This is a genomic window from Peribacillus faecalis (genome assembly GCF_014712675.1).
In the GTDB taxonomy this organism is placed as follows: Bacteria; Bacillota; Bacilli; order Bacillales; family DSM-1321; genus Bacillus_AD; species Bacillus_AD faecalis.
Genome location: NZ_JACXSI010000023.1, coordinates 133,164 through 158,007 on the forward strand (window position 1 = coordinate 133,164; position 24,844 = coordinate 158,007).

Annotated in this window: 21 protein-coding genes and 3 pseudogenes; 4 read left to right on the forward strand and 20 right to left on the reverse strand. The window is 35.8% G+C overall.

Annotated features, from left to right (window positions below; all coding sequences use genetic code 11):
- Positions 1–115: 115 nt before the first annotated feature.
- From IEO70_RS10680 to IEO70_RS10705, 6 genes and pseudogenes are all read right to left on the reverse strand, one after another.
- Positions 116–802 carry a GntR family transcriptional regulator gene (locus IEO70_RS10680; RefSeq protein ID WP_328820917.1) on the reverse strand — a complete coding sequence of 229 codons (687 nt, stop codon included), beginning with the start codon at positions 800–802 and terminating at the stop codon, positions 116–118.
- Positions 768–2,519, reverse strand: a pseudogene (locus tag IEO70_RS10685) (IS1182 family transposase). Before IEO70_RS10685 ends, IEO70_RS10680 begins: the two are co-directional and overlap by 35 nt.
- A 184-nt stretch (positions 2,520–2,703) precedes the next feature.
- Complete coding sequence (locus IEO70_RS10690) at positions 2,704–4,110, reverse strand: MFS transporter (RefSeq protein WP_190998359.1); 1,407 nt, start codon at positions 4,108–4,110, stop codon at positions 2,704–2,706.
- A 572-nt stretch (positions 4,111–4,682) separates the two neighbouring features.
- Positions 4,683–6,350: a M4 family metallopeptidase gene (locus IEO70_RS10695; RefSeq protein WP_328820914.1), complete on the reverse strand. Its 1,668-nt coding sequence runs from the start codon at positions 6,348–6,350 to the stop codon at positions 4,683–4,685.
- Between the two features lie 303 nt (positions 6,351–6,653).
- Complete coding sequence (locus IEO70_RS10700; RefSeq protein ID WP_190998429.1) at positions 6,654–7,625, reverse strand: tRNA dihydrouridine synthase; 972 nt, start codon at positions 7,623–7,625, stop codon at positions 6,654–6,656.
- A gap of 343 nt (positions 7,626–7,968) precedes the next feature.
- Positions 7,969–8,661, reverse strand: coding sequence for an SDR family NAD(P)-dependent oxidoreductase (locus IEO70_RS10705; protein ID WP_407949114.1), 693 nt, complete (start codon positions 8,659–8,661; stop codon positions 7,969–7,971).
- A 199-nt stretch (positions 8,662–8,860) separates the two neighbouring features.
- On the opposite strand from IEO70_RS10705, the gene IEO70_RS10710 reads away from it, so the two are divergent.
- Both IEO70_RS10710 and IEO70_RS10715 read left to right on the forward strand, forming a co-directional pair.
- Positions 8,861–9,370, forward strand: coding sequence for a LysR family transcriptional regulator (locus IEO70_RS10710; RefSeq protein WP_190998362.1), 510 nt, complete (start codon positions 8,861–8,863; stop codon positions 9,368–9,370).
- Positions 9,318–9,719, forward strand: a complete 402-nt coding sequence (locus IEO70_RS10715; RefSeq protein WP_190998363.1) for a hypothetical protein — start codon at positions 9,318–9,320, stop codon at positions 9,717–9,719. Before IEO70_RS10710 ends, IEO70_RS10715 begins: the two co-directional genes overlap by 53 nt.
- 248 nt (positions 9,720–9,967) lie before the next feature.
- On the opposite strand, the gene IEO70_RS10720 is transcribed toward IEO70_RS10715, so the two are convergent.
- Positions 9,968–10,822, reverse strand: coding sequence for a malate synthase (locus IEO70_RS10720; RefSeq protein WP_190998364.1), 855 nt, complete (start codon positions 10,820–10,822; stop codon positions 9,968–9,970).
- Between the two features lie 610 nt (positions 10,823–11,432).
- Positions 11,433–12,014, reverse strand: a complete 582-nt coding sequence (locus IEO70_RS10725; protein ID WP_190998365.1) for a helix-turn-helix domain-containing protein — start codon at positions 12,012–12,014, stop codon at positions 11,433–11,435.
- A gap of 268 nt (positions 12,015–12,282) precedes the next feature.
- On the opposite strand from IEO70_RS10725, the pseudogene IEO70_RS10730 reads away from it, so the two are divergent.
- Positions 12,283–12,375, forward strand: a pseudogene (locus tag IEO70_RS10730) (IS3 family transposase); the annotation flags it as partial.
- Between the two features lie 184 nt (positions 12,376–12,559).
- Here IEO70_RS10730 and IEO70_RS10735 read toward each other — a convergent pair.
- Complete coding sequence (locus tag IEO70_RS10735) at positions 12,560–13,213, reverse strand: TetR/AcrR family transcriptional regulator (protein WP_190998366.1); 654 nt, start codon at positions 13,211–13,213, stop codon at positions 12,560–12,562.
- Positions 13,214–13,270: 57 nt separating this feature from the next.
- Here IEO70_RS10735 and IEO70_RS10740 point away from each other — a divergent pair, with 57 nt between their 5' ends.
- Complete coding sequence (locus IEO70_RS10740; RefSeq protein WP_190998367.1) at positions 13,271–14,125, forward strand: DegV family protein; 855 nt, start codon at positions 13,271–13,273, stop codon at positions 14,123–14,125.
- Between the two features lie 592 nt (positions 14,126–14,717).
- Here the strand turns inward: IEO70_RS10740 and IEO70_RS10745 are convergent.
- From IEO70_RS10745 to IEO70_RS20440, 11 genes and pseudogenes are all read right to left on the reverse strand, one after another.
- Entirely contained in the window at positions 14,718–14,939 is a 222-nt protein-coding gene (locus IEO70_RS10745; RefSeq protein WP_190998368.1) for a hypothetical protein, read from the reverse strand.
- A 1,041-nt stretch (positions 14,940–15,980) separates the two neighbouring features.
- The gene (locus IEO70_RS10750) at positions 15,981–17,381 is read right to left on the reverse strand and encodes a TcaA NTF2-like domain-containing protein (protein ID WP_190998369.1); all 1,401 of its coding nucleotides are present in this window, start codon (positions 17,379–17,381) and stop codon (positions 15,981–15,983) included.
- A gap of 45 nt (positions 17,382–17,426) precedes the next feature.
- Positions 17,427–18,848 (reverse strand): hypothetical protein, encoded by a 1,422-nt coding sequence (locus IEO70_RS10755; RefSeq protein ID WP_190998370.1) that lies wholly within the window; start codon positions 18,846–18,848, stop codon positions 17,427–17,429.
- Positions 18,849–18,861: 13 nt separating this feature from the next.
- Positions 18,862–19,404, reverse strand: coding sequence for a hypothetical protein (locus IEO70_RS10760; RefSeq protein ID WP_190998371.1), 543 nt, complete (start codon positions 19,402–19,404; stop codon positions 18,862–18,864).
- Positions 19,394–19,990: a hypothetical protein gene (locus IEO70_RS10765; RefSeq protein ID WP_190998372.1), complete on the reverse strand. Its 597-nt coding sequence runs from the start codon at positions 19,988–19,990 to the stop codon at positions 19,394–19,396. The genes IEO70_RS10760 and IEO70_RS10765 overlap by 11 nt, the downstream gene beginning before the upstream one ends.
- Positions 19,991–20,005: 15 nt before the next feature.
- Positions 20,006–21,316, reverse strand: coding sequence for a type IV secretion system DNA-binding domain-containing protein (locus IEO70_RS10770; protein ID WP_190998373.1), 1,311 nt, complete (start codon positions 21,314–21,316; stop codon positions 20,006–20,008).
- Between the two features lie 104 nt (positions 21,317–21,420).
- Positions 21,421–22,182: a hypothetical protein gene (locus tag IEO70_RS10775; RefSeq protein WP_190998374.1), complete on the reverse strand. Its 762-nt coding sequence runs from the start codon at positions 22,180–22,182 to the stop codon at positions 21,421–21,423.
- A gap of 527 nt (positions 22,183–22,709) precedes the next feature.
- On the reverse strand, positions 22,710–23,012 hold the full coding sequence (locus tag IEO70_RS10780; protein ID WP_190998375.1) for a hypothetical protein: 303 nt from the start codon (positions 23,010–23,012) through the stop codon (positions 22,710–22,712).
- 416 nt (positions 23,013–23,428) lie between these two features.
- Positions 23,429–24,142, reverse strand: a complete 714-nt coding sequence (locus IEO70_RS10785; RefSeq protein ID WP_190998376.1) for a hypothetical protein — start codon at positions 24,140–24,142, stop codon at positions 23,429–23,431.
- Positions 24,132–24,284, reverse strand: a complete 153-nt coding sequence (locus tag IEO70_RS10790) for a hypothetical protein (protein ID WP_190998377.1) — start codon at positions 24,282–24,284, stop codon at positions 24,132–24,134. Before IEO70_RS10790 ends, IEO70_RS10785 begins: the two co-directional genes overlap by 11 nt.
- A gap of 188 nt (positions 24,285–24,472) precedes the next feature.
- Positions 24,473–24,661 (reverse strand): annotated as a pseudogene (locus IEO70_RS20440) (DUF1653 domain-containing protein); the annotation flags it as partial.
- Positions 24,662–24,844: the final 183 nt, after the last annotated feature.

The following is a 24,844-nucleotide window of genomic DNA, read 5'->3' on the forward strand; positions in this document are numbered from 1 at the left end:
TATTTTCCCACCTGCCTTTAAAAGCGGTATTTTTTACGCCCATAACTAAAAAGGAGCTATCTATATAGTCTTCTGTGCGACTTTACAGACAGCTCCAACTGCTATTAATTATCCATTATTTTTTCTCAAAGTAATTATAATATGTAGTTCTATCTTCCCAAAAATGATTCCAATACTTTTTAGGCTCTATAATATGCTGATAAAGTATTTGATTAACTTGATTTATATTTTTACTTTCTATTAATTTTATAATTTCTTTATGTTGCTCAATTGCATCCTCGAAACCATGATTCATTTCTGATAATACTCGAATCCGATTATAATGTGTGCTCAATCGACTAATTGATTTCCAGACATGCTCCATCTTATTCTCTTCAAATATGAGACAATGAAACTGTTGATCCAACTCGTGAAATTTGTGAACTTTATCATTTTGGCCGATTAATTTCTCTTGTTCAGCCAAATTTTCTACTAAAGCTTCTAATCTTTTTTGTGAAAAAGACTGACACGACATCTTCAATATCTCTTTTTCTAAAGTGTAACGCATGAACGCAGCCTCTTCAGTTAATTGAAAATTTATCTTGGATACATAAGTGCCGATTTGCGGGTAAACTTCCACTAAATTCTCTTCTTTTAACTTCGTCATCACTCTTCTAATCGGTGTCCTTGAAATTTGCAGAGAGGCAGCCAACTCCACTTCACTGATGGACTGACCAGGATGTAATTGCAATGACATGATGGCATCCTTTACTAAACGATAAGCATACTCATTCACATTTTCTCCAATTGCTCTCCGATTCACTGTTTTCAAGAAAAGTTTCCCCCCTAAAGATCTGCGGCATAACAATAAATTTTATGTAATAAAGAGGCTGGGACATAACTAGCTTCAAATAACGAAAAAAGTGAAATCGAGCTGTCCATTTCACTTTTTCTGTTTTTCTCTATGAATCCTTAGCTGCTGACCGCGAATTTCCGTAAATTCACGGCCATTAAAGCTAAGCCCATTTCATTTTCAACCTTCAATTGTCCGCGGACGGAAAATCGGATGAAATGCAAATTAGCCTTCAAGAATCCAAAAACTGGTTCCACATCTGTTTTTCTCTGACGATAGATGGAACTCGTTTTCTCTTCTGAAAGCTTCGCTCTCACATATTCTTTTTGCTGTTCCCATTTCTCATTCACCATTAATTTTCGGTTGTTACCTTCCTTGGCTTTGGTACACGATAAACGGAATGGGCAGCCTGTGCAGTTTTCACACTTGTATATCTTAAACTCGCGTGTGAACCCCGACTTGTCTGTCCGCACCGAATGATTTTTAAATACAAGGTGTTGCTGGTTCGGACAAGTGTATGTATCGTTCTCTTCATTATACTGCCAGTTGTCGGGATGGAATTCATTTTGTTTGTACTTTTTCTTCTGCTCTTTCTGGTACATCCCATAGGTAATGAGCGCTTCCTTTTTACGATTCGAAAGGATATCATCATAATTCTGTTCACTGCCGTACCCGGCATCTGCGACGATGTGCTTCGGCAACTCAAAGTAATGTTGCTCGATTTGATTCAAGAATGGGATCAGGGTGCGGGTATCAGTCGGGTTCGGAAAGATACTGTAAGCCAGCGCGTATTGACCTTCTGTTGCGATTTGGATGTTATAACCTGCTTTCAATTGGCCATTCTTCATATAATCATCTTTCATCCGCATAAACGTCGCATCTGGGTCTGTCTTCGAATAACTATTACGTTCGCCAAAGATTTCAAAATCCCTCTGATATTTCTGTTTGCGTTCAATATAGTCCATTAATTGCTTACGAGCTTGTTTTGGGAATTTCCGTTCGTTTCTCAACGCTTTTCGTTCAGTCACATCCGGTGATGCTTCAATTTTTTTGTCATATTCAGAAATGACACTATCTACTTTTTGAACCATTTGGGTGAGTTCTTCTAGTGATAATTGTTCCTCGTTTTCCCGTTCCAATTCAGGCAAAATCTCTTTCTCAAACAGCTCGTTGTATAGTTGGTTCGACTTTTCAATCAGTCCCTGATGATATTTTTCAACAGATTTCTTCCAGACGAATGTAAATTTATTCGCATTCGCCTCGATTTTCGTGCCATCAATAAAATAGCTTCCTGATCAATCAATTTTTCTGATACCAGTTGGCAACGGAATTGGACGAAACATTGGCGGATTAATTCTTTTACTTCCGGGTGGATGCGGAAACGGTTAATGGTGCGATAGCTTGGTTCATACCCTTGCGCCAGCCACATCATACGGATGCTGTCTTTCAGAAGTCCTTCGATTTTACGTCCTGAAAAGACAGATTGTGTATAGGCACACAAGATAATTTTAAGCATCATTCTTGGATGGTAAGCAGGACATCCTGTATTTCGGAGAAATGGTTCCAATGCTTCTTGCGGGATACTTTCAACTAAATGGTGGATGGAAAAAGCAATATCGTTATTTTGTAATTTTACTTCTAAATCTAAAGGCAAAACTAATTGATTCATGTTATAATCTTTAAACATAAGGACACTTCTTTCTGTTGGATTTGGTTGTGGTGACTCAATTTTAACAGAAGTTGTCCTTATTTTATTATCTAAAAGTTTAAAGCCGGTGAAATTTTTACTTATCGTAAAACTTCACCGGCTTTTTTAGTTCAGAGGAGGGTTTTGTCCCAGCCTCTTTGTTTTATTTATAGAAAGAAAGTACTTACTTATTTCTTCTAGCAGCTAATTCAGCGCTCATTTCTTGTGTACGTTTCTTATTTAATGGATATAAGAACACCATAACAAGAAGAATTAATGTATATACAATAGCTGGTACTAAAGTAGCTAATGTATGAATACCATTCAATGTGCTTTCCGCTTGTTGAGCAGCTCCAGCTTGGTATCCAACAGCAGCGATAGCAGCACCACCGATACCACCAGCAACAGCTTGACCTACTTTACGAGAGAAAGAATAGATAGAGTATACTGTTCCATCTTCACGCAAACCAGTTAATAATTCATGATAATCGATAACATCTGTTACGAATGCCCATACAACCGTGTTGAAGAAAGCAGTACCAAACAAACCAACTGCAGCAAAAGCAACGAAGCCCATACCTGATAAATCTTTCATAAAGAACAATGCATAATATGCAATTGCTCCTAAAGCTAATCCAAAAGAAGCGATTTCTTTCTTACCAAACTTTTTAACAAGTGGTGCAATAAGCGGCATTACAGCAAATGCAGCAACAGATTGTACAACCCCATACACACTTAATGCAGCTGTACTTTCGAAGTAATCTTTGAATAGATAGATGTTAACTGCACCGATAAACATAACATTTGTCATTAATAGTAAAGCGGACACTAAAAGCCATAGTAATGGTTTGTTTTTCATTAAACCTTTTAATGTAGCTTTAAAGTTTGAGTTATCGTTCGCTTGACCTGTAGCAGCAATACGTTCTGTTGACATTTTGTAGCATGCCATGTAGCAGCAAATAGAAAGAACACCAAAGATGCAAGCAGCCATAAACATACGGTTTGCATCTAATTTGTTGTCTACCATTACAATTAGAGGAGCACCAGCATTAATAACCAAACTTGCTAACATTGAACCAGCTGTTCTCCAAGTAGATAATGAAGTACGCTCTTCTGGCTTGTCTGTAATTACAGACGCCATTGATCCATAAGGAATATTTACTGTACTATATAAAGTTCCCCAAACAATATACGTAACGAATGCCCAAGCAAGGTAGAAACCATCGCTCATTCCTGGAATTGTTACAAACATTAATACACCTGTAATAACAAGCGGGAATGACATTCTGAAAATCCAAGGTTTAAATTTACCGTGCTTGCTTGCTGGACGAGTATCGATAAAACGTCCCCATGTTACGTCAGCAAACGCATCCCAAAGACGTGCAAACATGAATAGCGCCCCTACAGTAGCTGCGTTAATGTGGAAAATGTCTGTGTAAAATACCATTAGGTATGAACTTACTAGAAAGAAGAAGAAATCATTTCCGAAGTCACCCATCAAGTAACCGATTTTATCTCTCATACCAAATGGACGATGTGCTGTTGTTTCTGGAGTATTAACAACTGCTTCTTGTTTTAATGGTTCACCCATTTTTATATCCTCCCTAACAGAAACCTATAAATGTAAGCACTTTCACCGACTACCGCATCAAACAATACGGAAATCCAAACAACACTGCTTTGATATATGGTTTCTTTTTTTAAATTTGAATTAATAAAATTAGAAGCAAAAGAATATTGTTCAATATTTCACAAACTAACTTAAAGTTTAAATGCCAATTTACTGAGACTGACGTTTAATACAAGATATAATATTATTTAGCTTATCGAACCTGAATACTAGTATACCACTATAAGCACTATTTTTTTGTTCAATATTTCACAAATGAGATGTTAATTTCTGTGATTCGCATCCCGCTCCTCTCTCTTCTATACTAGTATACTAGCATGCTTATTTCGTTCTGCCAACCACTAGTTTTGTTTGTCACAAAATGTTCACATTTATTATCTATAACCACCTGAAATAACCTGAATAATGTCGAAAAGCCTATTCAAAGGGTTAGCTTCGAATAGACTTTTCTTTTCTGATTTAATTCTCCCTCGATGTCGAAGGTTATTTAAATATATAACTAATAATCTTCTAAACCCGTGTCCGGTAATTCATCAATAAATGCCCACTGCATCAAAACCAGCATGAACAGCTTCTGTTTCCTCGCTGCCTTCGCCATAAAGATCCGTTGCTGACTGTACAACCGCCATTCGAGCATCACTAAAATCAGAGTTTGGAGTCAAATAGACCGTTAAAGCACGATAATAGATCTTCCCTAATTTTTCTCTGCCGATTTCTTGAGCAATTAAGTATGCTGCATGATTTGTAATTGATGAATTGACATGGACTCCACCACCATCAACGGAAACAGGCATATGATAGTACTCATCCATATGGTCAGGATATACACCGCCATTTGTACTGTAAGCTCTTCTTTGCTCATTACTTACTACAACACTATTTGGATTACTTAAACTGCGTAAAACTGTCGTTCCAGCAGCTTTAGCAGCAGGAGCCATTATATCCTCGCCCATTTCCCAGTCATCGTCATCAACAAGAGCACCGAAAATATCCGCAAAGGATTCATTGAGTGCACCTGATTGATTTCTATAAACCAGATTTGCTGAATTAGTAATAACGCCATGAGTCATCTCATGTGCAGCTACATCTAATCCAGCTGATAGAGAAATCATAAACTCACCATCACCATCTCCATAGGTCATCCAGCGGCCATTCCAGGAAGCATTGTTGTAATTGGTTCCATAGTGAACTTTTGATATGATTGCCATTCCCTTTCCATCAAGAGAATTTCTTCCATGCTCGTTAAGGAAGTATTTATAAACTTTTTCAGAATTGTAGTGAGCATCCACAGCAGCCCGATCATAATCACTCATAAATGAAGCTGAATTACCTATATAAAGTGTATCATTACTAGAGGCAGTATCATTTTTCGCATCATATGTTTCTATTCCGACAAGATTTGCATGTGAGTAATCTGCCAGTAAGAATTTAGTTCCAGACTTATTTTCCTTCACTCGGGTAATATGCAATTCCCTATGTGCACCATGCACACCTTTTCCTGAACCTTTTTGGGTTTTATTTTCTTCGGCATGCATTAAACCATTGTACTTATCTATAATCCTGCCCGTATTTGCATCTACAAAGACGAACCAATTACCGGGTTCATCTCCCATAAAGTTCACATTTACTTTATATGCTGTATGATTCTTTCCTTCAAAAGGATAAATAACCAACTCTGCCGTTGGATCATATGTAAGTTCTTCAGGAGCGTTTACAGAAGAGAGAGCTGCTGTTATTGCAGCTTCACTACTTAAAGAGGCTGATATATCCAGTTCCTCTTCTTCAATATATTGATTAATCCTTCCGTTAGCAGATACTACTTCATTATCTTGATTAAAATGGACAATGATTTCCGCACCTTCAACATTCACACCGTTTACTGTTTGATTATATCGAATGTGAGTCATGTCGAATTCATCTTGTTCAACACTTTTAACTTCCAAATCCTCCTCGACATCAGAAATTCCTATTTGATTCTGTTTGCTCTTTAAATAATTCAGTGCATTGGAAGGAGTACTAGAAGAATATTTCTTAGCAAACCGCTCCTTCACAAATATAGGAACACTGGCTTTCTGATTCCACTCCTTGCTGACAGCACTCGGGTTACGCGGCTGTGCATAGGTACTACTGCTTGGCATTAAACCTCCCAATATAACTGATGATAGTATGACAGGAACTAGATACTTTTTCTTCAACTCCATACCCCCTATTTTTTTCCATATTAATTATTCATTATAAATAGAAAAAAGATTAATAGCATGATAAATTAGAACCATTTAATAGTAATGCTAAATATCTCATCGTGGTTCAATTATTATATATTTGAGAGCAGTCATCTCGGTTTCCTTATAACTTCCTTCTCTCTTTTTATATTGCATAGGGAGTAGAAAAAGATATGGTGAATGCCTATCTCAGTACCTGTCACTCCCCGAAAAATATCGAATAAAAATAGGCTCAATTCCTAATCTATAGGAATTGAGCCTATTTGCATTTACTTTTTTTGATTATCCTTCATTATTGTTTGCTTCAAAGCGATCTAACAAGGCACGTACTTCGTCTGTTGATTTTGTATTCATCAGCTGATTGCGCAGTTCGCTTGCTCCTCGGAAGCCTTTAACATATATTTTGAAAAAGCGGTGCAGTCCTGACATTGAGCGCGGCAATAGTTCTGCATATTTATCTTGAAGATCAAGCTGCAACCTTAAAAGACCGAGGTATTCCTCTTTACTGTGCTCTCTCGGCTCTTTTTCAAAGGCAAACGGATTTTTGAATATGCCTCGCCCGATCATTACGCCATCCACACCATACTTCTCAACAAGCTCCAGACCCATTTGACGATCTAAAATATCACCATTGATTGTAAGCCGCGTATTCGGTGCGATTTCATCGCGCAATGTCTTAATTTCCGGAATCAAATCCCAATGCGCCGGCACTTCGCTCATTTCTTTGCGCGTGCGCAAGTGTATCGACAGATTTGCGATGTCTTGCTTTAAGATATGCGTTAACCATTCTTTCCACTCATTTATGTCTGTATAACCTAACCGCGTTTTTACGCTGACAGGCAATCCGCCAGCTTTTGCCGCTTCTATCAGCTCCGCCGCCAAGTCAGGGCGTAAAATCAGCCCGCTCCCTTTTCCTCGTTGTGCAACATTCGGTACAGGGCAACCCATATTTATATCAATACCTTTGTAGCCCATTTCCGCCATTCCAATACTCATCTTGCGGAAGTTTTCAGGTTTATCACCCCAAATATGCGCCACAATCGGCTGTTCATCTTCAGTGAAAGCTAAACGACCGCGTACACTCTTCTCTCCTTCAGGGTGACAGTAACTTTCGGAGTTCGCGAACTCCGTGAAAAACACATCCGGTCTCCCCGCTTCAGCTACAACATGACGGAATACAACATCCGTTACATCTTCCATTGGTGCAAGTACGAAAAACGGCTTCGGTAAACTACTCCAAAAATTCTCTTTCATGTATTTCAATTCCTGTCCTCTCATCTAAAAATAAAAAGCAGATGATAAAGAAATTGTTTCTTACTCCTAATATGTCTGCTTTTAGGTTTTATATAAATTAAACTAATTTCACCAGTTCAACAATTAAAGCTATCCACTAAATAGTGTATTTTACCTCACTTTTATGCAAAATGCCACTCCTATTACTTGTTAACTTTAGCGACTAAACAAAAAAGCAAACAGTCAATAAGGTGGAGTATTCCACTTCTGAACTGTCTGCTTTAAATGCATTACAATGTCATCTCCAAAATAAAATCGAGCAGAATCCATACCTGCTCGATTTATGCACTTGGTGCAAATCAACTTATGGGCGCATGAATGCTCCACCATCTACCATAAATGTTTGCCCAGTCATGTATTTGCTATCTTCTGATGCTAAAAATACCGCTACTTTACCGATATCATTTTCAGGGTCACCGAATCGTCCGACTGGGACCTTTTCTAAAGAGGCTTCATACATTTCAGGGAAAGCAGCCTTCCATTGCTGAACGCCTTCCGTTAATGCCATAGGTGAAATAATGTTGATTGTTACACCGTCAGCCGCAACTTCATTTGCTACTACACGTGACATTCCGCGAATTGCTTCTTTTGCTGCTGCGTATGATGTTTGTGTTTTTTGACCAACTAAACCAGCGCCTGACGCAAAGTTGATGATGTTGCCTTTCGTTTCTTTTAAATACGGCATTGCTGCCTGCATTAAATAAAATGTGGGGAAAAACCCTGTTCCAAATGATAAATCGATGTGTTCACGAGTTGTTTGTTCAAACATTACTTGGCGAGAAACGTGGGCATTGTTCACTAAAACATTTAGTTGTCCGAATTTTCCGACTGTAAAATCTACAATTTTATGCAGTTCTTCATGTTTCATTAAATCAAATTGCAAAAATGCGCTTTCTGGAGAATAAGCTTGCAGTTCAGCTAGTGCTTTTTGACCTGCTTCTTCGTTTACATCAACGATAACTACTTTTGCTCCTTCTTTTACCATCGCTTTTGCCATCCCGTAACCAATACCACCAGCGCCGCCAGTAATAATCGCTACTTTATCTTGTAGTTTTTTCAAGATGATGACCTCATTTCCTATTAATTTCAACTAGAGTATACTCTCTTTTCTGAAATTTTACTGCAATTCTTACTCAAGGAATTTATTATAGAGTTATAAGAAATTATTATAACTAAATGAAAAATAGGTGAAAGAGATGAATTTTGAACATATCCATTTCTTATTAGAACTAGCCGAACATTCAAGCATCTCAAGTGCAGCTAAAAAGCTCCATATTTCTCAACCTTCTTTAACAATGGTGATAAAAAAAGCAGAAGAAGAGCTAAATGTAAAACTTTTTGAACGTACATATAGCGGCATTCAATTAACCGAAGAAGGGCATCAAGCTTTACCGTACTTACGAAGACTGCATCAAACTTACCATGAAATGATGGAAGTATTAAACAGCAATGAAGATAAATTAGTTTTAGGGTTATCAGCTGGGATATTGTATTTCGTTAATCCGATGATCAAGCATTTAAAAACAATGTTTCGTTCATTCCAAATTGAAAGCTTCGATTTTCAACCGAATTTATTAGAGACCATACAGGATAGACAGTTTGACTTAACTGTGGTCACATATGAGCAATATACGCAGCTAGATAACAAGGATTTTGTTTTTATACCGTTTATGGAAGGTAAGATCATTTGCATTAAGCCGAAATAATTTTAATCGTGATGAACTGTCAATTGCAGATTTCCGTGATAAAAGCATTGTCATTTATAAACAGTATGATATTGAACAATACGTACTGCAAACACCGAATATCACTAATCAGTTATCAGGTTATATTTCGACTGTTAATGGAGACTTAATTAGGCAATCTCTTGAGGAAGAGGATGTTTTCCATATCACGTTAGACAAAGCACTTGCGTTTTTCGAACCGGAATTATTGAAAACATTACATCATTATTCGATTAAAGAGTTGGATAAAACATTCCAATATGGATGGCTTTACTTAAAAAACTCGCCTAAAGCACCGGCACTCCAATCATTTTTGATGAAAAATTTTTAAACGACTAAAAATCTATAAACGCCTTTTTTAAAAAAGTAAACAATTATCAGACAACCACTATTGACACTTGTAACGTCTGCTTATATGCGAGTAAGCATCTACACTATTACGGTTGACAAAAATTCAAGCTAACTATCATTACATAAAAAAGGCAGCGCCACCCTATTTAGGGGGCTGACTGCCTTATTTTGATATAAGTTGTAAAATTTACTCCACTTGTGTACCTAGACTAATATTTGGACAAATGTTTACATACCCATTATTGCGCCATTAGGCTTTGGTAATTCGTGTTCTATTATCTGGTTCATTTTACAAAAATGTTCAAAAAATTGTTGTGCCAGCTCTCGTTCATCTGGGTCACTTTTCAACGATACTATATCAAGCAAAATTTGAGCCATCCATGTGTTATCAAAATAGCGGTATTTACCTGTATTCCACGCTACTTTTTCAGGAGATTTTACATTCACATAATATTCCCAGAAAAGCAACTGATCGGATTCTTGTTCTGTAAGTTGGAGTTTGTATTTTGAATGGGCAGGAATATACCCATCTTCACAAAGCTTACCAACAAAATCTTTATCCACCATATAGACACCTAAGATACGTCTGTCTTTTTCAGACATGTTGGAATCTCTTGCTGTTAACAGGACCGCACTATTTTGGTGCAAACGGATCGGCTTGTTCGGCTTCCCCTTGTTATTACCACTTTTTATTACGCCTGAAAATACCTTCCACTCTGACAAAGAACTATTCTGTTCTTCTTTGTCACACCAAAAAACCATTTGCGATTCAGGGTGAAGTTTATGATGTCTCATAAGTTTTTCGTGTTCTATGCGAAGTTCCTGTTTTTTTCGTTGTAGTTTCTTTTCCTCTTCCTTTTTCCACTCTTCTTCTTTTCGCTCTTTTTCCTTTTTTTGTATAATCTCTTCGAGTGACTTAGCATCACTTTCATCATGTAGATTTAAGTGCTTTTCAAATACATCAGGGAAAACAAACATTTTATTTTCCGATGCGAAATGTATCTCAATACTACAATCATTTTGTTTAACTATACTACCCGTGCCAAAACGCTTGTGTGTAACTTTCTTATTGATTAGATTCATTATTCAAATCCTCCTCGTATAATAAAAACTCGGTTACTAATAAATAGGATACTGATAATTTTATTCAACTAACTTATTTTAAAGCTCACACAATTGTTTGAATTTTCCACTTCGGTTTAAAGGATATAAAAAAACGCATCCAAATTCTATCTTCAAAAAGTGCCAGCGGAATTTGAAAAACGATTATAAAACAACTGTATAACCATCATAACATTTTTTTAACAAATTCACAAATTTATTATTGACAAAATATTTTTACAGGAGGTAAAATAAAAGGTTATTTTCTACAAAACGTTAAACCAACAATGAAATAAAAGCCTCCCAAAAGACGTAAAAATTTTTAGGTCTACTTGAACAATGCCAAAAACTCAAATAAGGCCGCGCCCCCTATAGAGGGCTTACTGCCTTATTTTAATACATTTTCCACGTGTGTGGACTGTATGTGGCAACACATGGGGTGCTGGTGGGTTTAATAATAAGGCTCGAATCTTTCTAAGTCGAGTCTATTTTATTTTCTACTTCAATCAAGTACTGAAAATATACTTTGTCATGATCTTCTTTCAAAATTCTATAACCATCGGCGACTAATCCATCGATAAACTAGGATTTTTTAGTATCCCACTATCTTATAAGCTGCCTTTTTGTATTTATTATTTCCTACAACAAACTTCTTATCTGTAATAGTTTTTGCAAGCTCAACAGATGTAATGAATTCCTTTGTCACATTGACAAGGTATTGCTTATTATTGTTTACAACCAAATAATATGCTGAGTTGTCTGCCGCATAATCTGCCATCTGAAATATCCCAGGTTGAAACAAAAAATCCAGAATGTTCTGTGTTTTACTTAAATTCTTTGATCTGATTAGTGGATAAATATCAGTAGCATTAGGATATTTATCCAGCACAACAGCATCCTCTTTTGATCTGCATTTTCCGATTACTTCAAAATCGTCTAATACAATTTGTTCCTTAATTTCGGAAAAATCAATTGTACTCTCATCATTCAAAAGATAATCGATGCTCTTATTTAAGAGCAGTGCCATCGACTTAAGATTTTCAATATCCGGCATACCCTTATTATTTTCCCATTTTGCCACTGCCGATCTGGATACGCTCATCTTTTCTGCCAACTGTTCCTGTGATAATCCTGCTTCTTTTCTCGCTTCTTTTAACTTGTCTCCAAATGTCATCTTCGTGACCTCCTTACGTATGATGGATGAGTTCATGCTACATCCTTTAATGCAAAAAGCACAAGAAACGTTCTGTAACAACAATGTTACGCTCCGTAACAATAGCTTATTTACTGAATTTCCAGTAACTCATTCCATTAAAGAAACTGCATTTTTACGACTTCCTTTTACTCTTTAAAATATCAGATAGCACATACTATTATTTCTTATAAATTATCAACAATCTATGATAATAGTAAATCATGATTGGTAACAGTACTACTACATCTTCACAACGTATTGCAACACGAAACGTATAAAAGCAAAGTTAAAAGGCATGAGCCCGATACAATATCGAACTCATGCCCTAACCGCTGCCTAATGAATTAACCTTGTCTAACTTTTAGGGGTCACTTCAAGAGGGCTGACTGCCTTATTTCAATATAAGCTGAGCGACATTTTCCACGTGCGTGGACTGTATGTGGTAACACATAAAATGTTGGTGGGTTTATCATCATTATACAAGACAATGCAACTACGCATTACTAAAAAGATCGTTACTTTAATTACTCCCCATAAATAATTTTCGCGATACCGTAATGACTGATATTTTCAATCAGATTTGCAATTTCAGAGGATGATTCCTTAAAATCATTCTGAATCCATTCATTTAGTATACCTATTGTCCCTGCAGAAATAAACGTGGACAAATACCCTACCTGTTCTTGGGGCACATTTTTTCCGTAACGATTCCATTTTTCTACACATTTCTGATGAGCAATATCCAAAACATCATTCAAAAAATCTTTCCCATTCTTCAAACTGAAGAGAATTCTACTCAGCTCCTTATTCCTCAAAATCACCTCGAGAATTTCACTCGTAAATCCAGAAATCGTATAGTCATCTTTAGAAAGAGAAATAGCTTCCTTCAGTTCGGAAACGTACTGACTTTTTAACTTCTCCATTAAGTCATAAACATCATCATAGTATCGATAAAATGTAGCCCGGTTAATTTCACATTGTGAACATAGCTCCGTTACCGTAATCTTATTGATCGGTTTTTGTTCAAGCAATTCAATAAATGTATCTTTTATTACTTTTTTAGTATACCTTATTCTGCGATCTTCCATTTTTACTTCCATTCCTAAACAGTTTGTTAAATAGTGTTTAATAACTAACATTTTGTCGTTGATTGGTGATTGATGTGACAGTTGCATCATTATACAATGATAGCAACTTTTATACAACACAGTGTTTAATAACTAATGGAGGATTTCATGAAGAACATTTCAATTATTACAGATGGAAGTTGCGATATACCTGTTGAGGTAATTAAAAAATATAATATTAAAATCATCCCTCTTCATTTTCAATTTGAGGATAATATAGAGTATGGTTCAGGACGCAAGATGGACAACGAGGAGTTTTATAGAAGATTAAAAGATGGAGAGATTGCCAAGACTAGCGCTAGTTCTCCTTCATCCGCAATGGAATTACTAAAAAAAGAGCTAGAGCAAGGAAATGATGTCATTTGTATAGCTCTTTCTAGTTCATTGAGTTGTACCTTCAATAATATAAGAATGGCTAGCCTTGAATTACTAGACTTATATCCAAACTGCCGTATTACAGTGGTAGATTCCGGCACCGCTTCTATGGCCATGGGAATGATGGTAATAAAAGCATGTATGTTGAGAGAAGAGAATTATTCCTACGACCAAATTATTGATCACCTAAATGAAAATAAGCATTCCTACCACGTTGAATTTTACGTGAATGACTTGCAACATTTAGCAAGAGGTGGCAGACTTACCCCTGCGATTGCAAAGATAGGAAGTTTCATAGGTATTAAGCCCATTCTATCTGTCACAGAAGCTGGAACACTACAAGATGTATGCAAAGCTAGAAAAACATCTGGTGCTATCAAGAAAATAAAAGAAAGATTTTTAGCGTCCAAAGTCGAAAAAGAAATGGTCTGCATTTTACATTCCAATACTCTCGATAAAGCACTAATATTAAGTGAAGATCTACAATTGGAACAGTCTTTCTCACAAGTAATCATCGCAGACATTGGCCCAGCTATCGGCAGTCATACCGGTCCAGAATGCTTAGGACTAGCATATATAAAATTATAAGGACGGACTAATTCTCCGTCAGCGTCAGTTAAAATGATGTGACTATTCAAAATGAAACTAGTGTGGTCAATCATAGTGCCTTTTGCGATAATCATTGACATAATATGACCAAAGCTTAACCTTGTTGCGCCAGGTTGGATGACAGAGACTCTTATGTAACCACACTTAATTAGCCAATTGATTAAAATAAGAAATTAATATCATTACCACAATAAGAGCTGAAAAGGAGTTACAACTTTATGTTGGAGCTCCTTTTTAATATCGAAATTGTTGAAGACATAAAAAACGGCAGTGCCCCCGAGAGGGCTGACTGCCTTATTTCAATATAAGCTGAGCGACATTTTCTACATGTGTGGAGTGTATGTGGCAACACACGGGATGTTGGTGGGTTTATCAACCTCTTTAGCTATTTGGGTAAAAATTGTTGCTACTGTCAAAAATTTAAGTATTGAATCCAAGTTGGCTCTCAACGCTCCATAAATTTCGTTCAAAAAATCATTCCATAATTTGAAACCTTGTTGAGCGTTTTTTTCCTGACCTTCTAACCTTCAACATCATCAAAGTCAGCAGATTCCCGAGACCAATCTTTTGCCTATACATCGTCAAGCTTTTGCTCCCATTCCTCTTTTTTCAAATTAGTTGTTTGGCTATTTGAAGAGTCTTCTGTCGTTTGTTTAGGCTCCTCTTTTAGAATCTCTTCATCTAATTTAGGGTACGTAACTAATGTAGTAGCGCCGTTGACATAGGTGGTCTTTTCTTTATTTTCAAATACATAATGTTTTACACCATCTACTGTATGTATATAGGTATTCACTATATGTATTTACAATAATTTAGGCTTCTTCTTTGTTTAAATGGATGTCATCCGGAAAGTCCATAGTCCAATTGTTTAACTTCCAAATTCCATACTCATACATAAATACCAGAATTACTAATGTATGTGTACCCAAGCCATCTTCCAATTCTAAAGTATCTACTTTCAATTCTTTACCATTTTGTTCAGCGAAAAGGCGGACGTCTGGTCGTATTTCAAAAGGGATACCGTACACATTAGTTTGGTCATAAAAATTTAAAAAGATTTTTCATTATCTTGGATCCTGTACAAAATGCCTCAATAGATTTTCGAATTACATCCATATCAGGTTCGTTGAAGCCAATAGTCCAATCATATTTTTCCATTGAGTCAAGTAAGGCCGCATATAACTCGTCTATTGTTTCTTTTCCTAAAGCCTTTGCTTCCTCTTGAAAAAGGGTGGTTAGTCCTTTATTTTCTTCTTTGGCTGTAGTAGGAGTTTTTGGTTTGGTATTTACTTTTTCCTGAGCTTGAACTACTTCTGTGCTCTTAGTTTCGTAAACTTCTTCTCCTGAACATCCCGTAGTTCCTAAAAGTAGGGCACATAATCCTAATGCGTAAACATTCTTTCACTTCTACTCCTCTTACTAATGAGAGATAGTTCTAGCGCTTATCGATGACTTCGTTATGCTGTTACTTCATCCAGTTTTGCTAGGTAATCACTCTTACCCGGTACCTTTGTTACGTTTGTTAGCGTAGACAGAATGCTCTAACAACCACTTTTATTTGTGTAATCCCAATTCTTTCGATAATTCTATTATATCCGTGGACATTCGGTAATAAGACCACATCTAAAGGCCGAGTATTCATCATTATTGTCTTTACTATTCAAGTGTTTTTTAAATTTTAAGTACTATGTTTTCAGTAATAGCAATATCAAACATAAACAAACAGTAAAAGCAGACGGCCAATTAGAGGTGAGATATCCGTACTTCTAAACCGTCTACTTTTAAAGATTTGTTTTAAAACTTAGCTAAGATTTCAGTTTACTCAGCTAGAAAACTAGTTATTGGCGAGCTTAAGGCTTGTAATATAAAATACACCATCAATTATATCTACACCATAAATTGATTCTTGGATCATCTCTTCTGCACTTTTATTAGGTTTCTGAATGGTATAAGATTCACGTACCGAAACAGTATAACTTCCAGTCCTAATTTCTGTCATATTCAGAATTTCAAAATGATTGATTGCTAACTGAATATCTTTTTCGATTAGACCCTGTAAATACTTAGTTTGTTCTTTGAGAAATGGTGCATCTTCTGAGATGACAGTACTTAGGTTTCCGATATCTCCTGACGTATAGATAGACAAATAACTATTGATTAGTGAATCTATATATTTATAAGCATTCTGTTTCGCTGACTCTGCTTGTATATTTTCATTATATTTTGGAAATTCAAACGTATAATAGCTACTGCCATCAATTAATAAAGTCTCAGATTCATATAATACACCATCCTCTTCAAAGGATGCCGTTAACTCAAAATCCGCACCTTCTGGCACTAGTAGCATACCATCTTCTACATAGTTTGTAGTATCTTTTTTTTCACCGTTAATATAGTAATCCAATTCTGGAAACTCGTCATTTTCCAGCGCTACTTTATAATAAGAAACTCTTCCATCTAGTTCATTTAACTCAGTTGGAGCTACATAGACTTCCCTTTCCTCTTTAGTACTTCCAAGCAGATTTTCCCAGAAAAGAGTATACGGATATTTTCCTGGCAAATATTCACCTATAACTATTTCTGAATCGGTTGATAAAGAAATATCCTGTTCATCAAAGACTAACTCAATATCATCTTCATTTGCTACAGCGGTTACTTCATATTTAATTGGCTGGATCTCGTATGATTTAAATATTCCCAATTTCTTCGTCATTGTCACTTTAAATTCGTCTGCATATGAATATTGGGATGAAGCATATACCAATGCTTGATCACTTTCATGTAAGTATTCTATTGCCTCAACAAGTGAATTTGCTGTTAGACCTACATCATTGTTCTCTAAATAATCTTTATATACTTGTTCTTCTAGCTCTGTCACCTCATCAATCGTGAAAATATCATATAAATTATCCACATCACCTGAAACAGTGACCCTCTCTAAAGTATCCAATATTTCGCTTTTATTGCTCGACGTCATCCCTAAAACTATGACAGTAATCAAAACCAACGCTACTATTGCTCCTGTTAAGATTAATATTTTTCTATTTATAAAGGATGGGACCTTAATCTCTTTCACTAGCGCTTTGATACTACTAATATTCTTTTGCAATAGCTCTTTTTGCGAGACATGCTGCGTAGATTGTGTGAATTTATGACCACATTTTAAGCAAAACTTACTATTTACACCATTTTCTTGTTGACAAGCTGGATTTTGACATAATTTTTTTTCAATCATAATATCTTCCTTTAATCTTATTTGGATATACAATACGGGTTTTTATTAATAGCTTTCATCTTCTTGTTCTGTTTCTTTTTGTTCTTCGTCTTCTTCGTCTTCTTCGTCCTCTTCTTCTTCCTCTTCGTCTTCGTCGTCCTCTTCTTCTTCGTCGTCGTCCTCTTCGTCTTCTTCTTCGTCGTCCTCTTCGTCTTCTTCGTCGTCGGCCTCTTCGTCTTCTTCTTCGTCGTCCTCTTCGTCTTCTTCGTCGTCGGCCTCTTCGTCTTCTTCGTCGTCGGCCTCTTCGTCTTCTTCGTCGTCGGCCTCTTCGTCTTCGTTGTCTTCTTCGGCCTCTTCGTCTTCTTCCTCGTCGTCGTCCTCTTCGTCTTCTTCCTCGTCGTCGTCCTCTTCGTCTTCTTCCTCGTCGTCGTCCTCTTCGTCTTCTTCGTCGTCCTCTTCTTCGGCCTCTTCTTCGTCCTCGTCGTCTTCTTCGTCTTCGTTGTCTTCTTCCTCGTCGTCGTCCTCTTCGTCTTCTTCCTCGTCGTCCTCTTCGTCTTCTTCTTCGTCCTCTTCGTCTTCTTCGTCCTCGCCGTCCGGTTCTGACTCCTTCTCCTCTTCAGTTCTTTCTGAGATTACTTCTTCTTGTTCAAAATCATCCTGCTCATCAAATACTTCAGCTTCAGCCTCTTCGAGTGATTTATGCTCTTCTGATGTTTCATCCTCTAGCACTTCAGAGTCACTATCCTGTTCACTTTCTTCTTCACTAAGTGTACTTTGCTCCAAATCATCTCTTTGTTGATTATCTGAATCATCGTCATCATCGCTAGATTCACTGTTTTTATCGCCAGTTACCTGTTTTTGAAATTTTTCTTTTTTTACATTAGCTACTTTTTCTCGATAGGCTTTTAATTTCTCGTATTTGACCTTTTCCTTATTGTATTTTTTTTGAAGATTTTGTCTCTTTTCTCGACGCTCTTCCTTAGTTAATTGGTCAAACTTTTTTTGAATTCTTTCTCTGCTTTTAGCTTCAAAATTTTCTTTATAAAAATTTTCTGTTTTGCTTCCTACATAAGTTGCAGCTTTGGCTTTCAAGCTGCCTAATCCACATTTATCTAACGCAGATCCTATTACAGCTTCTCCAACCGCCCCTACGCCTGGAATATTAATGGCCATAGAGGATGCCTTAGCTACTGCATGTATGGAAAAAGAGCCTACTCCTTTTGCAATTGCTCTTTCTAAATTAACGCTGGCATCTACCATATTTCGAGGATCATTTATTTGCTCCAACTTACTCCGCAAACTTTTTTTGGTATTTAGACCAATTTTTTCTCCTGCGATACCTGAGAGAACTGAAATTGAATCTTTTAGGGGCATTTCCGAAAGTACTTGAGTTTGACTATAAAAATTCTGATACCCTTCTTTGATAGCCACATATTGTTTCTGAGTAAAATCCCCTATACCGGTAGCGATTTTTTTAATTAAGCTCATACTGAATATCCCCTTAGATTAGTGGTTTTAATGAAATGACCTCGCTAACAATCAGCAAGGGTATCCACTCAATCAATTCTGTATACAGCTCAACTTGATCGATATTCACTTTTGTTTTTACAGCATTTAATACATCTACAATTGGAACGAAGGGATGTGCAAGTTGCCATATCAGAAATGGAATAATTGTAACATCAATTGGATCATGGTTGCGTAAAGCTATTAGTAAATAGCCATCTTCTGTTTCCTTCCCAGCCATTCCTTTTGGTACAATTGAGTACTTCGACAATAGTTCATCAAAGCTGTTATTCAAGTCAATAATAACCCCTTGCTTCAGCAGGTTATTGACTGTTATTTGAAGCTCACCTTGGTTATCAAGCAGACTCTGCTGCAATATTTCATTGAACGAATTCGAGTTAGTTTTAATTGTTTCCCACGTTTCATAAGCAAACTCACTTAACTCAATTAGTTTATTTGTTTTCACACGATAAACTTGTTTGCCTTGCAAGGAAATCGCACCTACGTCTTCTCCGATAGCAATATAATTACTCTGCATGTTGGGTGCCTCCTATACTTGTTAAAGGTTCGATATTCCAAAGTCCCACTCGCACCAATCTCCTACCCTCTTCCGTTAGTAGCTTCAACGCTACTTGATCATCAGTGATATTAAGTTCTGTCATTGCTTGTGCAAGTATTTCAATTAAAGTTGCATTACCTGCGGCTGCATTCCAAAGTGTATACTGCTCTCGTGTTAAAACTACTTTGTCTTTTTCAAGCGGACCGCCAAATCTCCATTTTCCATTTTCTAATCCGTATGGAACACCATTACGAACGGCATATGTACTTTGCAATACAATATCCTCAGGATCATCAAATTCCCAGTGCATTATCAAGTTCGAATCCATCAGTTTTAATAAAACCATATCCATGTCAAATGCCTTAAACTTCAGCTCTAGCTTTTTTTGCATATCATCTCGCCATTCTAGAACAGACTTATAGCTGCGCAGTTTTTTCCATGCGTAATACTCTAGCTGCGACAGAATAATAAAGTTTAAGCTACTGCCAGCAGCGTAATATTTCATACCATTCTCTTCTACATAAAATCCTAAATCTCTTCCTGTTGGTACAAATGCAGCCTTCATCAAGTTAACCTCCCATTATTTCGTATAATTAATTGGATTAAATTTAAATGGTTCACCATTAAATGGAGAAACAATACATTGACCAATTGATAGTTCTGTCAAATCCCAATCCTCTATTACAAATCCATCAACTATTGAATCTTGCACACCCTTATTTACGTTTGCTGCAGCAAATGCCACCATTTTCTTATTCATACCATGGCGATTACGCACGAATGAGCGACTTGCTTCGTCAAACAAACGGAATGCAAAAATGGTACCAAAACCACTTAAAATACTGTTTCCTAATGCTTCTGTGTAAACGTGACGAACTTGCCCAACATTCTGTATACCAGCAATTACTCGCACACCTAATGAACGTCCAAAATTTAATGCATTATCCATATAGCTCAACTTCGGAATAAGCGGGAATTCATCTAAGATAAAGAAAATATTGCCTCGTACATCTTTCTCTTTTTGTCCTAGTGCATTTTTCATTGCTATATCTAACATTAGCGTATAGATTGGCTTCAAGACATTTGCACTGGAAATATCATATTCAAGGAAAACTGCACGTCCGCCTCTTTCCTTAATAGCACCTGTTAACGAAAAGTTTCCAGCTTCACGGAATGTTCCATTGAAGACATTAAATAAGTTTTGATATAAGTGCATAAAAAACGACTGATTTGTTTTAGGGTCGTTTGATTTATGAATATAATTTTTTACCCACTTTAAATCCTGATGGTGAAGCAACAGATTTCTTACTGTCTTATCGGTTGCAGCCTGTAACCATTCAATAAAAGTATTATGATTCTCAATGGGCCCGCCATTTTCAATCTCCCGAATCTTCGCACATAAAATAGCAGCAAATAAATCTCTTGCTCCCGTTGCAAATATCGGCGCACTTGAGTTTTCCATATCCTCCTTAAATAGTGCTGAAGCAATCTCCCAAATTACCTCTTCTCTCTTAGACGGAATTGTCGCTAAAATATCCTCAAAAATATTCCAACGAACCATTCCAGGTACTTCTTCCTGTTCATTTGTTAGCACATAGTCTCCTGGTCGATAAAACTTTTGCAAGTAATCGCCCTTAGCATCAAAAAATATAAAAATATCATCCTCCGTTGCATACGAGCGTAGTCCATCAATTAAATGGAAGAGTGAAACAGATTTCCCACTGCCGATCGATCCTAAAAAAAGCATATGTCGCTGTAATAATAAAGGGTGGATTGTAACGCCGGTACGATCATTTCCAGGAATTCCATATGTCGCTTTACCGTACCATTTCACAGATTCTAACTTTTCAAGCTTCTGCCCATCAATTACATCATTCCTTAAATAACTCATCTTCTACATTTCCCCATTTCCCCATAGTTACATAAAAACCCATCATTTTGAATATATACTCAGAATGATGGATTCAATGATTTCTTTAAATTATATAAAGGTATTTACCCAAAAATATTTGTTTGTGGCATTTGAATTTTCCCGCCGCATTCTACGCAGTATTCTGCACCAGTTACATTAGGTGTTTTACATCTACAATATTCTGGAACTACCGACTCTGAATCTGGCTCTTTTGGTGCTAACCCTGATGTCTTTTTCAAAGGTCTATCTTCATAGTTTGAGTTTTTCCACTTATCAATTGCCAAATCACCCATAATTTGAATATCTTGAATAAGGGCACTGATTTCACGAATCATCTGCTCAGTATTTCTACCCGGCCCTGCAGCTGCTACTGTCAAGAATGCATCATTTGATGTAATGCGTGAGAAAAATCCACGACTTGCTTCAACGGAAACATTGATAGCCGGAGTTGAATCACTACTCATAATCAGTAAATACATTTGCACACCAGAAGCATTAAATCCTTTATAAATTAAAAAACCTCCTATCCCTAAAAGCAGAACGCTAATATTAAATGCACTTTCGAAAAAAGTTAAACCAAACAATGCAATAATAGCACCGATAACAATTGATAATAGACTTTTCTTATGTGTGAGACCACCACTTACACCTGAAATTGAGTCAATCTTAGTATCACGTAATATAATACTTGAACCTAGTGTACTTTTTGAACTTCCTGTAAAGATGAGACGACGATTAGTCGCTATCACGTAACCCTCTGATTTAGGATTAGCTATGTAAGAAGCCTCATACTCCCGAATAACTGTTTCATCTTCTGATAAAACAATCCCGCGCACATTTTTCATCCTATTCCCCACTCCCCATACTTATAATCTTTCATAGTTACCAATTTCTAAATCCTACTTTTCAATTCTTGTAATTGAAGATAGTTAGCTTTTGAGCATTATTCTAAAAATAATTACTTTTAATCTAGCTATTTTTACAGGCTCTTGCTGTACGGAATTCTGCGAAGAAGATTCTAAGTTGATATATACATTTAAATTCTCCTATCCCTTTTTTTATTTATTAGTAAAATATCAAAAAATTCAATAATTACCATTTATCATTATAATGTTACAAAACGTTACAAACAATTACAATATCCTAGTTCATTTGACTCATTTTTTTAATTTCTACTCACTTTTTACATTCTAATGCACTATTAACAAAAAAAAAGCAGTAAGCTTATCAAGTATATTTTTACACCTTTAAGCCAACTGCTGTATATTAAAGTTTTATAAAATTAAGCTAGTTCTAGCCAAGCGACATTCTCAACATGTGCAGAATGTATTTGCCAACGCATGGGTGCTGTTGGGTTTAATAATAAATCAAACTATCTTTCATTACTATCTACACTAATAGTGCCTTTAGTCGAGTTCTTTTCTCCACAATTAGAACATGTTGATGTTATAACATAAACTTTTTCTTTTTGACCAAACTCTTCTTTTATAGAATTAGCCATATTAGGAAGTGAAAATACAACTACAATCAAAGTAATTAATGTCATAGCATCAAGCATATCATTAATACCTTTATCTATTAAAGTTAATAGAGTAATTATTATCAAGTAAAATAATAAAAATACCATAATAATATAACTTATTTTATTGTAAATATTTTTAAACTTTGTCTTCATACCTTCCCCCCTCCTCTTCCTTATATACGTAAAAAAGTCATAATAGTTTCAAACATCATGCCGTCCATATAGTTTCTACTACCTATGTAAAAAGCAGTGCATGAATGAACTGCACTGCTTTTTACAATGAACATCCTACTTGCATGAGGGGAAATTAATTACATTATAGACATTGGTGTATAGATAGACACTTAACAAAACTAAAAATAGATAACTGTGACTACTATTATTAATTCAAACGTTATCATACCACCAAACAAATACCATAAATTAAGCTCTCTGAATTTCCCTCTTTTCCTCAGATTGTTGTTGTTCGCTTTCTCTTAGCATCAATATATACAATAAGCATAACTCAATACTAATTCTTTTTTTATAAATAGAAAAGATACTTTCCTTAATATTATATTTCACAGTATTTATAGCGTTTTTATCGTTTTTATTACAAATCTTTTTGAGTAAGTTACAAACGAAATAACCGCATTAACACAAGTTACATTATTGTGAATTACTTGTATTCTATAACAACCTATAGACCCTTTTAAATTACTTTCTTCATCATATTGATCTTCTGAATCAGGAACATATGCCCGCTTTTTTCTAGCTTCCTCTTTAGAATTATAAAATAGTAGGTCCTCTCTAGATTTTAAAAGCTTATTAAATGTTGAATCCGCACCTAGTAATTCATCATTTGAGATATTTCTCTCTTCAAAAATGCACTCTGCTAGAAACCACTTTTCATTTTTACCTGGAAAATTATAGTGTATACATACGTACATTTCATCACTGTTCAGTTTATAATCATCATATGACAGGATTGCACATAGGGATTCATTCAAAGACTTAATAATGTACTTTAGCTGTTCTTTAGGATTGCTATTAATATGAGGTGCTCCATATTTTCCATTCTTAATATTTTTTATTTGCTCCTTTAAGGAAGCATATTTAATATCACATAAATTATTAAAAGCCGTGTTTGTGACATCAAAGACCTTCAATTTCATTCTATCTCTATTATTATTTAATTCCTCATTTTCGTAGACTCTTTGAGCTATAACAAATATGGTGGAAAATAATACAACTGCAATAGTTAAAGTCCATCCTATCCATGTAAGTGATCTACTATTGTTCATAACGGTATAAATCTTGCCCCAAATAGCTAAGTATTAAAGAGAACCATATACCCGTTGTCGCTGTAAATGATGATACAATTAACCATTTCTTTTGGCTCCACTTATGTAATTCAATTAATTTTTGAATAATGATTCCCTTCATGAAAAAAACTCAACTTTCACTAAACTTTATATTTCTCGAAATAATGAATATTGTTTTTACTATCCCTTTTTTTTAGCCTACTATTAATTTTATATACTTCTACAACGTTAGTCTTACAAACAACAGTTAACTTTAATAACTTAAGAAAATTTGATAGCACTCTAATCTCCCCTTTAATAGAAATATACTTAAATTAATTCAAATCTCCATTTGTGTTCAATTTTAGAGTCTTTGTTATTCTCAACTTTGCTAACAAACATATCTATTGGTCTTGCAAAAACACCACAATCACCATAAAGCGCTTTATATATAACTAATTCTTCCTCAGTTTCAGTCGCTATAGCGAAATCTAATATTAAATACTCTTTATTTTTATAGTGTCTTACCTTCTTCCCCTAGGCGGCGCCTTTTTTGAACGATTTGTGCTCGTTTCTAAAGAAAGCATGCACGCGCAAGAATTGCGACTCCTGATTCTATATTTTATTGAATCGAATACTGTATCAGCTTATTCAGCGCCAACAATCATATTTTCATCAGATGTATTAAGAAACTTACGCACA

What these genes read in the sequence shown, in the direction of transcription:
- IEO70_RS10790 (WP_190998377.1), bottom strand. Translation starts at nt 24,284, where the DNA reads ATGAAGGGAATCATTATTCAAAAATTAATTGAATTACATAAGTGGAGC.
- IEO70_RS10750 (WP_190998369.1), bottom strand. Translation starts at nt 17,381, where the DNA reads ATGATTGAAAAAAAATTATGTCAAAATCCAGCTTGTCAACAAGAAAAT.
- IEO70_RS10775 (WP_190998374.1), bottom strand. Translation starts at nt 22,182, where the DNA reads ATGAAAAATGTGCGCGGGATTGTTTTATCAGAAGATGAAACAGTTATT.
- IEO70_RS10710 (WP_190998362.1), top strand. Translation starts at nt 8,861, where the DNA reads ATGAATTTTGAACATATCCATTTCTTATTAGAACTAGCCGAACATTCA.
- IEO70_RS10720 (WP_190998364.1), bottom strand. Translation starts at nt 10,822, where the DNA reads ATGAATCTAATCAATAAGAAAGTTACACACAAGCGTTTTGGCACGGGT.
- IEO70_RS10780 (WP_190998375.1), bottom strand. Translation starts at nt 23,012, where the DNA reads ATGAAGACAAAGTTTAAAAATATTTACAATAAAATAAGTTATATTATT.
- IEO70_RS10705 (WP_407949114.1), bottom strand. Translation starts at nt 8,661, where the DNA reads ATGGCAAAAGCGATGGTAAAAGAAGGAGCAAAAGTAGTTATCGTTGAT.
- IEO70_RS10755 (WP_190998370.1), bottom strand. Translation starts at nt 18,848, where the DNA reads ATGAGCTTAATTAAAAAAATCGCTACCGGTATAGGGGATTTTACTCAG.
- IEO70_RS10760 (WP_190998371.1), bottom strand. Translation starts at nt 19,404, where the DNA reads ATGCAGAGTAATTATATTGCTATCGGAGAAGACGTAGGTGCGATTTCC.
- IEO70_RS10695 (WP_328820914.1), bottom strand. Translation starts at nt 6,350, where the DNA reads ATGGAGTTGAAGAAAAAGTATCTAGTTCCTGTCATACTATCATCAGTT.
- IEO70_RS10770 (WP_190998373.1), bottom strand. Translation starts at nt 21,316, where the DNA reads ATGAGTTATTTAAGGAATGATGTAATTGATGGGCAGAAGCTTGAAAAG.
- IEO70_RS10725 (WP_190998365.1), bottom strand. Translation starts at nt 12,014, where the DNA reads ATGACATTTGGAGACAAGTTAAAAGAAGCGAGAAAAGAAGCAGGATTA.
- IEO70_RS10765 (WP_190998372.1), bottom strand. Translation starts at nt 19,990, where the DNA reads ATGAAGGCTGCATTTGTACCAACAGGAAGAGATTTAGGATTTTATGTA.
- IEO70_RS10700 (WP_190998429.1), bottom strand. Translation starts at nt 7,625, where the DNA reads ATGAAAGAGAATTTTTGGAGTAGTTTACCGAAGCCGTTTTTCGTACTT.
- IEO70_RS10690 (WP_190998359.1), bottom strand. Translation starts at nt 4,110, where the DNA reads ATGGGTGAACCATTAAAACAAGAAGCAGTTGTTAATACTCCAGAAACA.
- IEO70_RS10735 (WP_190998366.1), bottom strand. Translation starts at nt 13,213, where the DNA reads ATGATGCAACTGTCACATCAATCACCAATCAACGACAAAATGTTAGTT.
- IEO70_RS10785 (WP_190998376.1), bottom strand. Translation starts at nt 24,142, where the DNA reads ATGAACAATAGTAGATCACTTACATGGATAGGATGGACTTTAACTATT.
- IEO70_RS10740 (WP_190998367.1), top strand. Translation starts at nt 13,271, where the DNA reads ATGAAGAACATTTCAATTATTACAGATGGAAGTTGCGATATACCTGTT.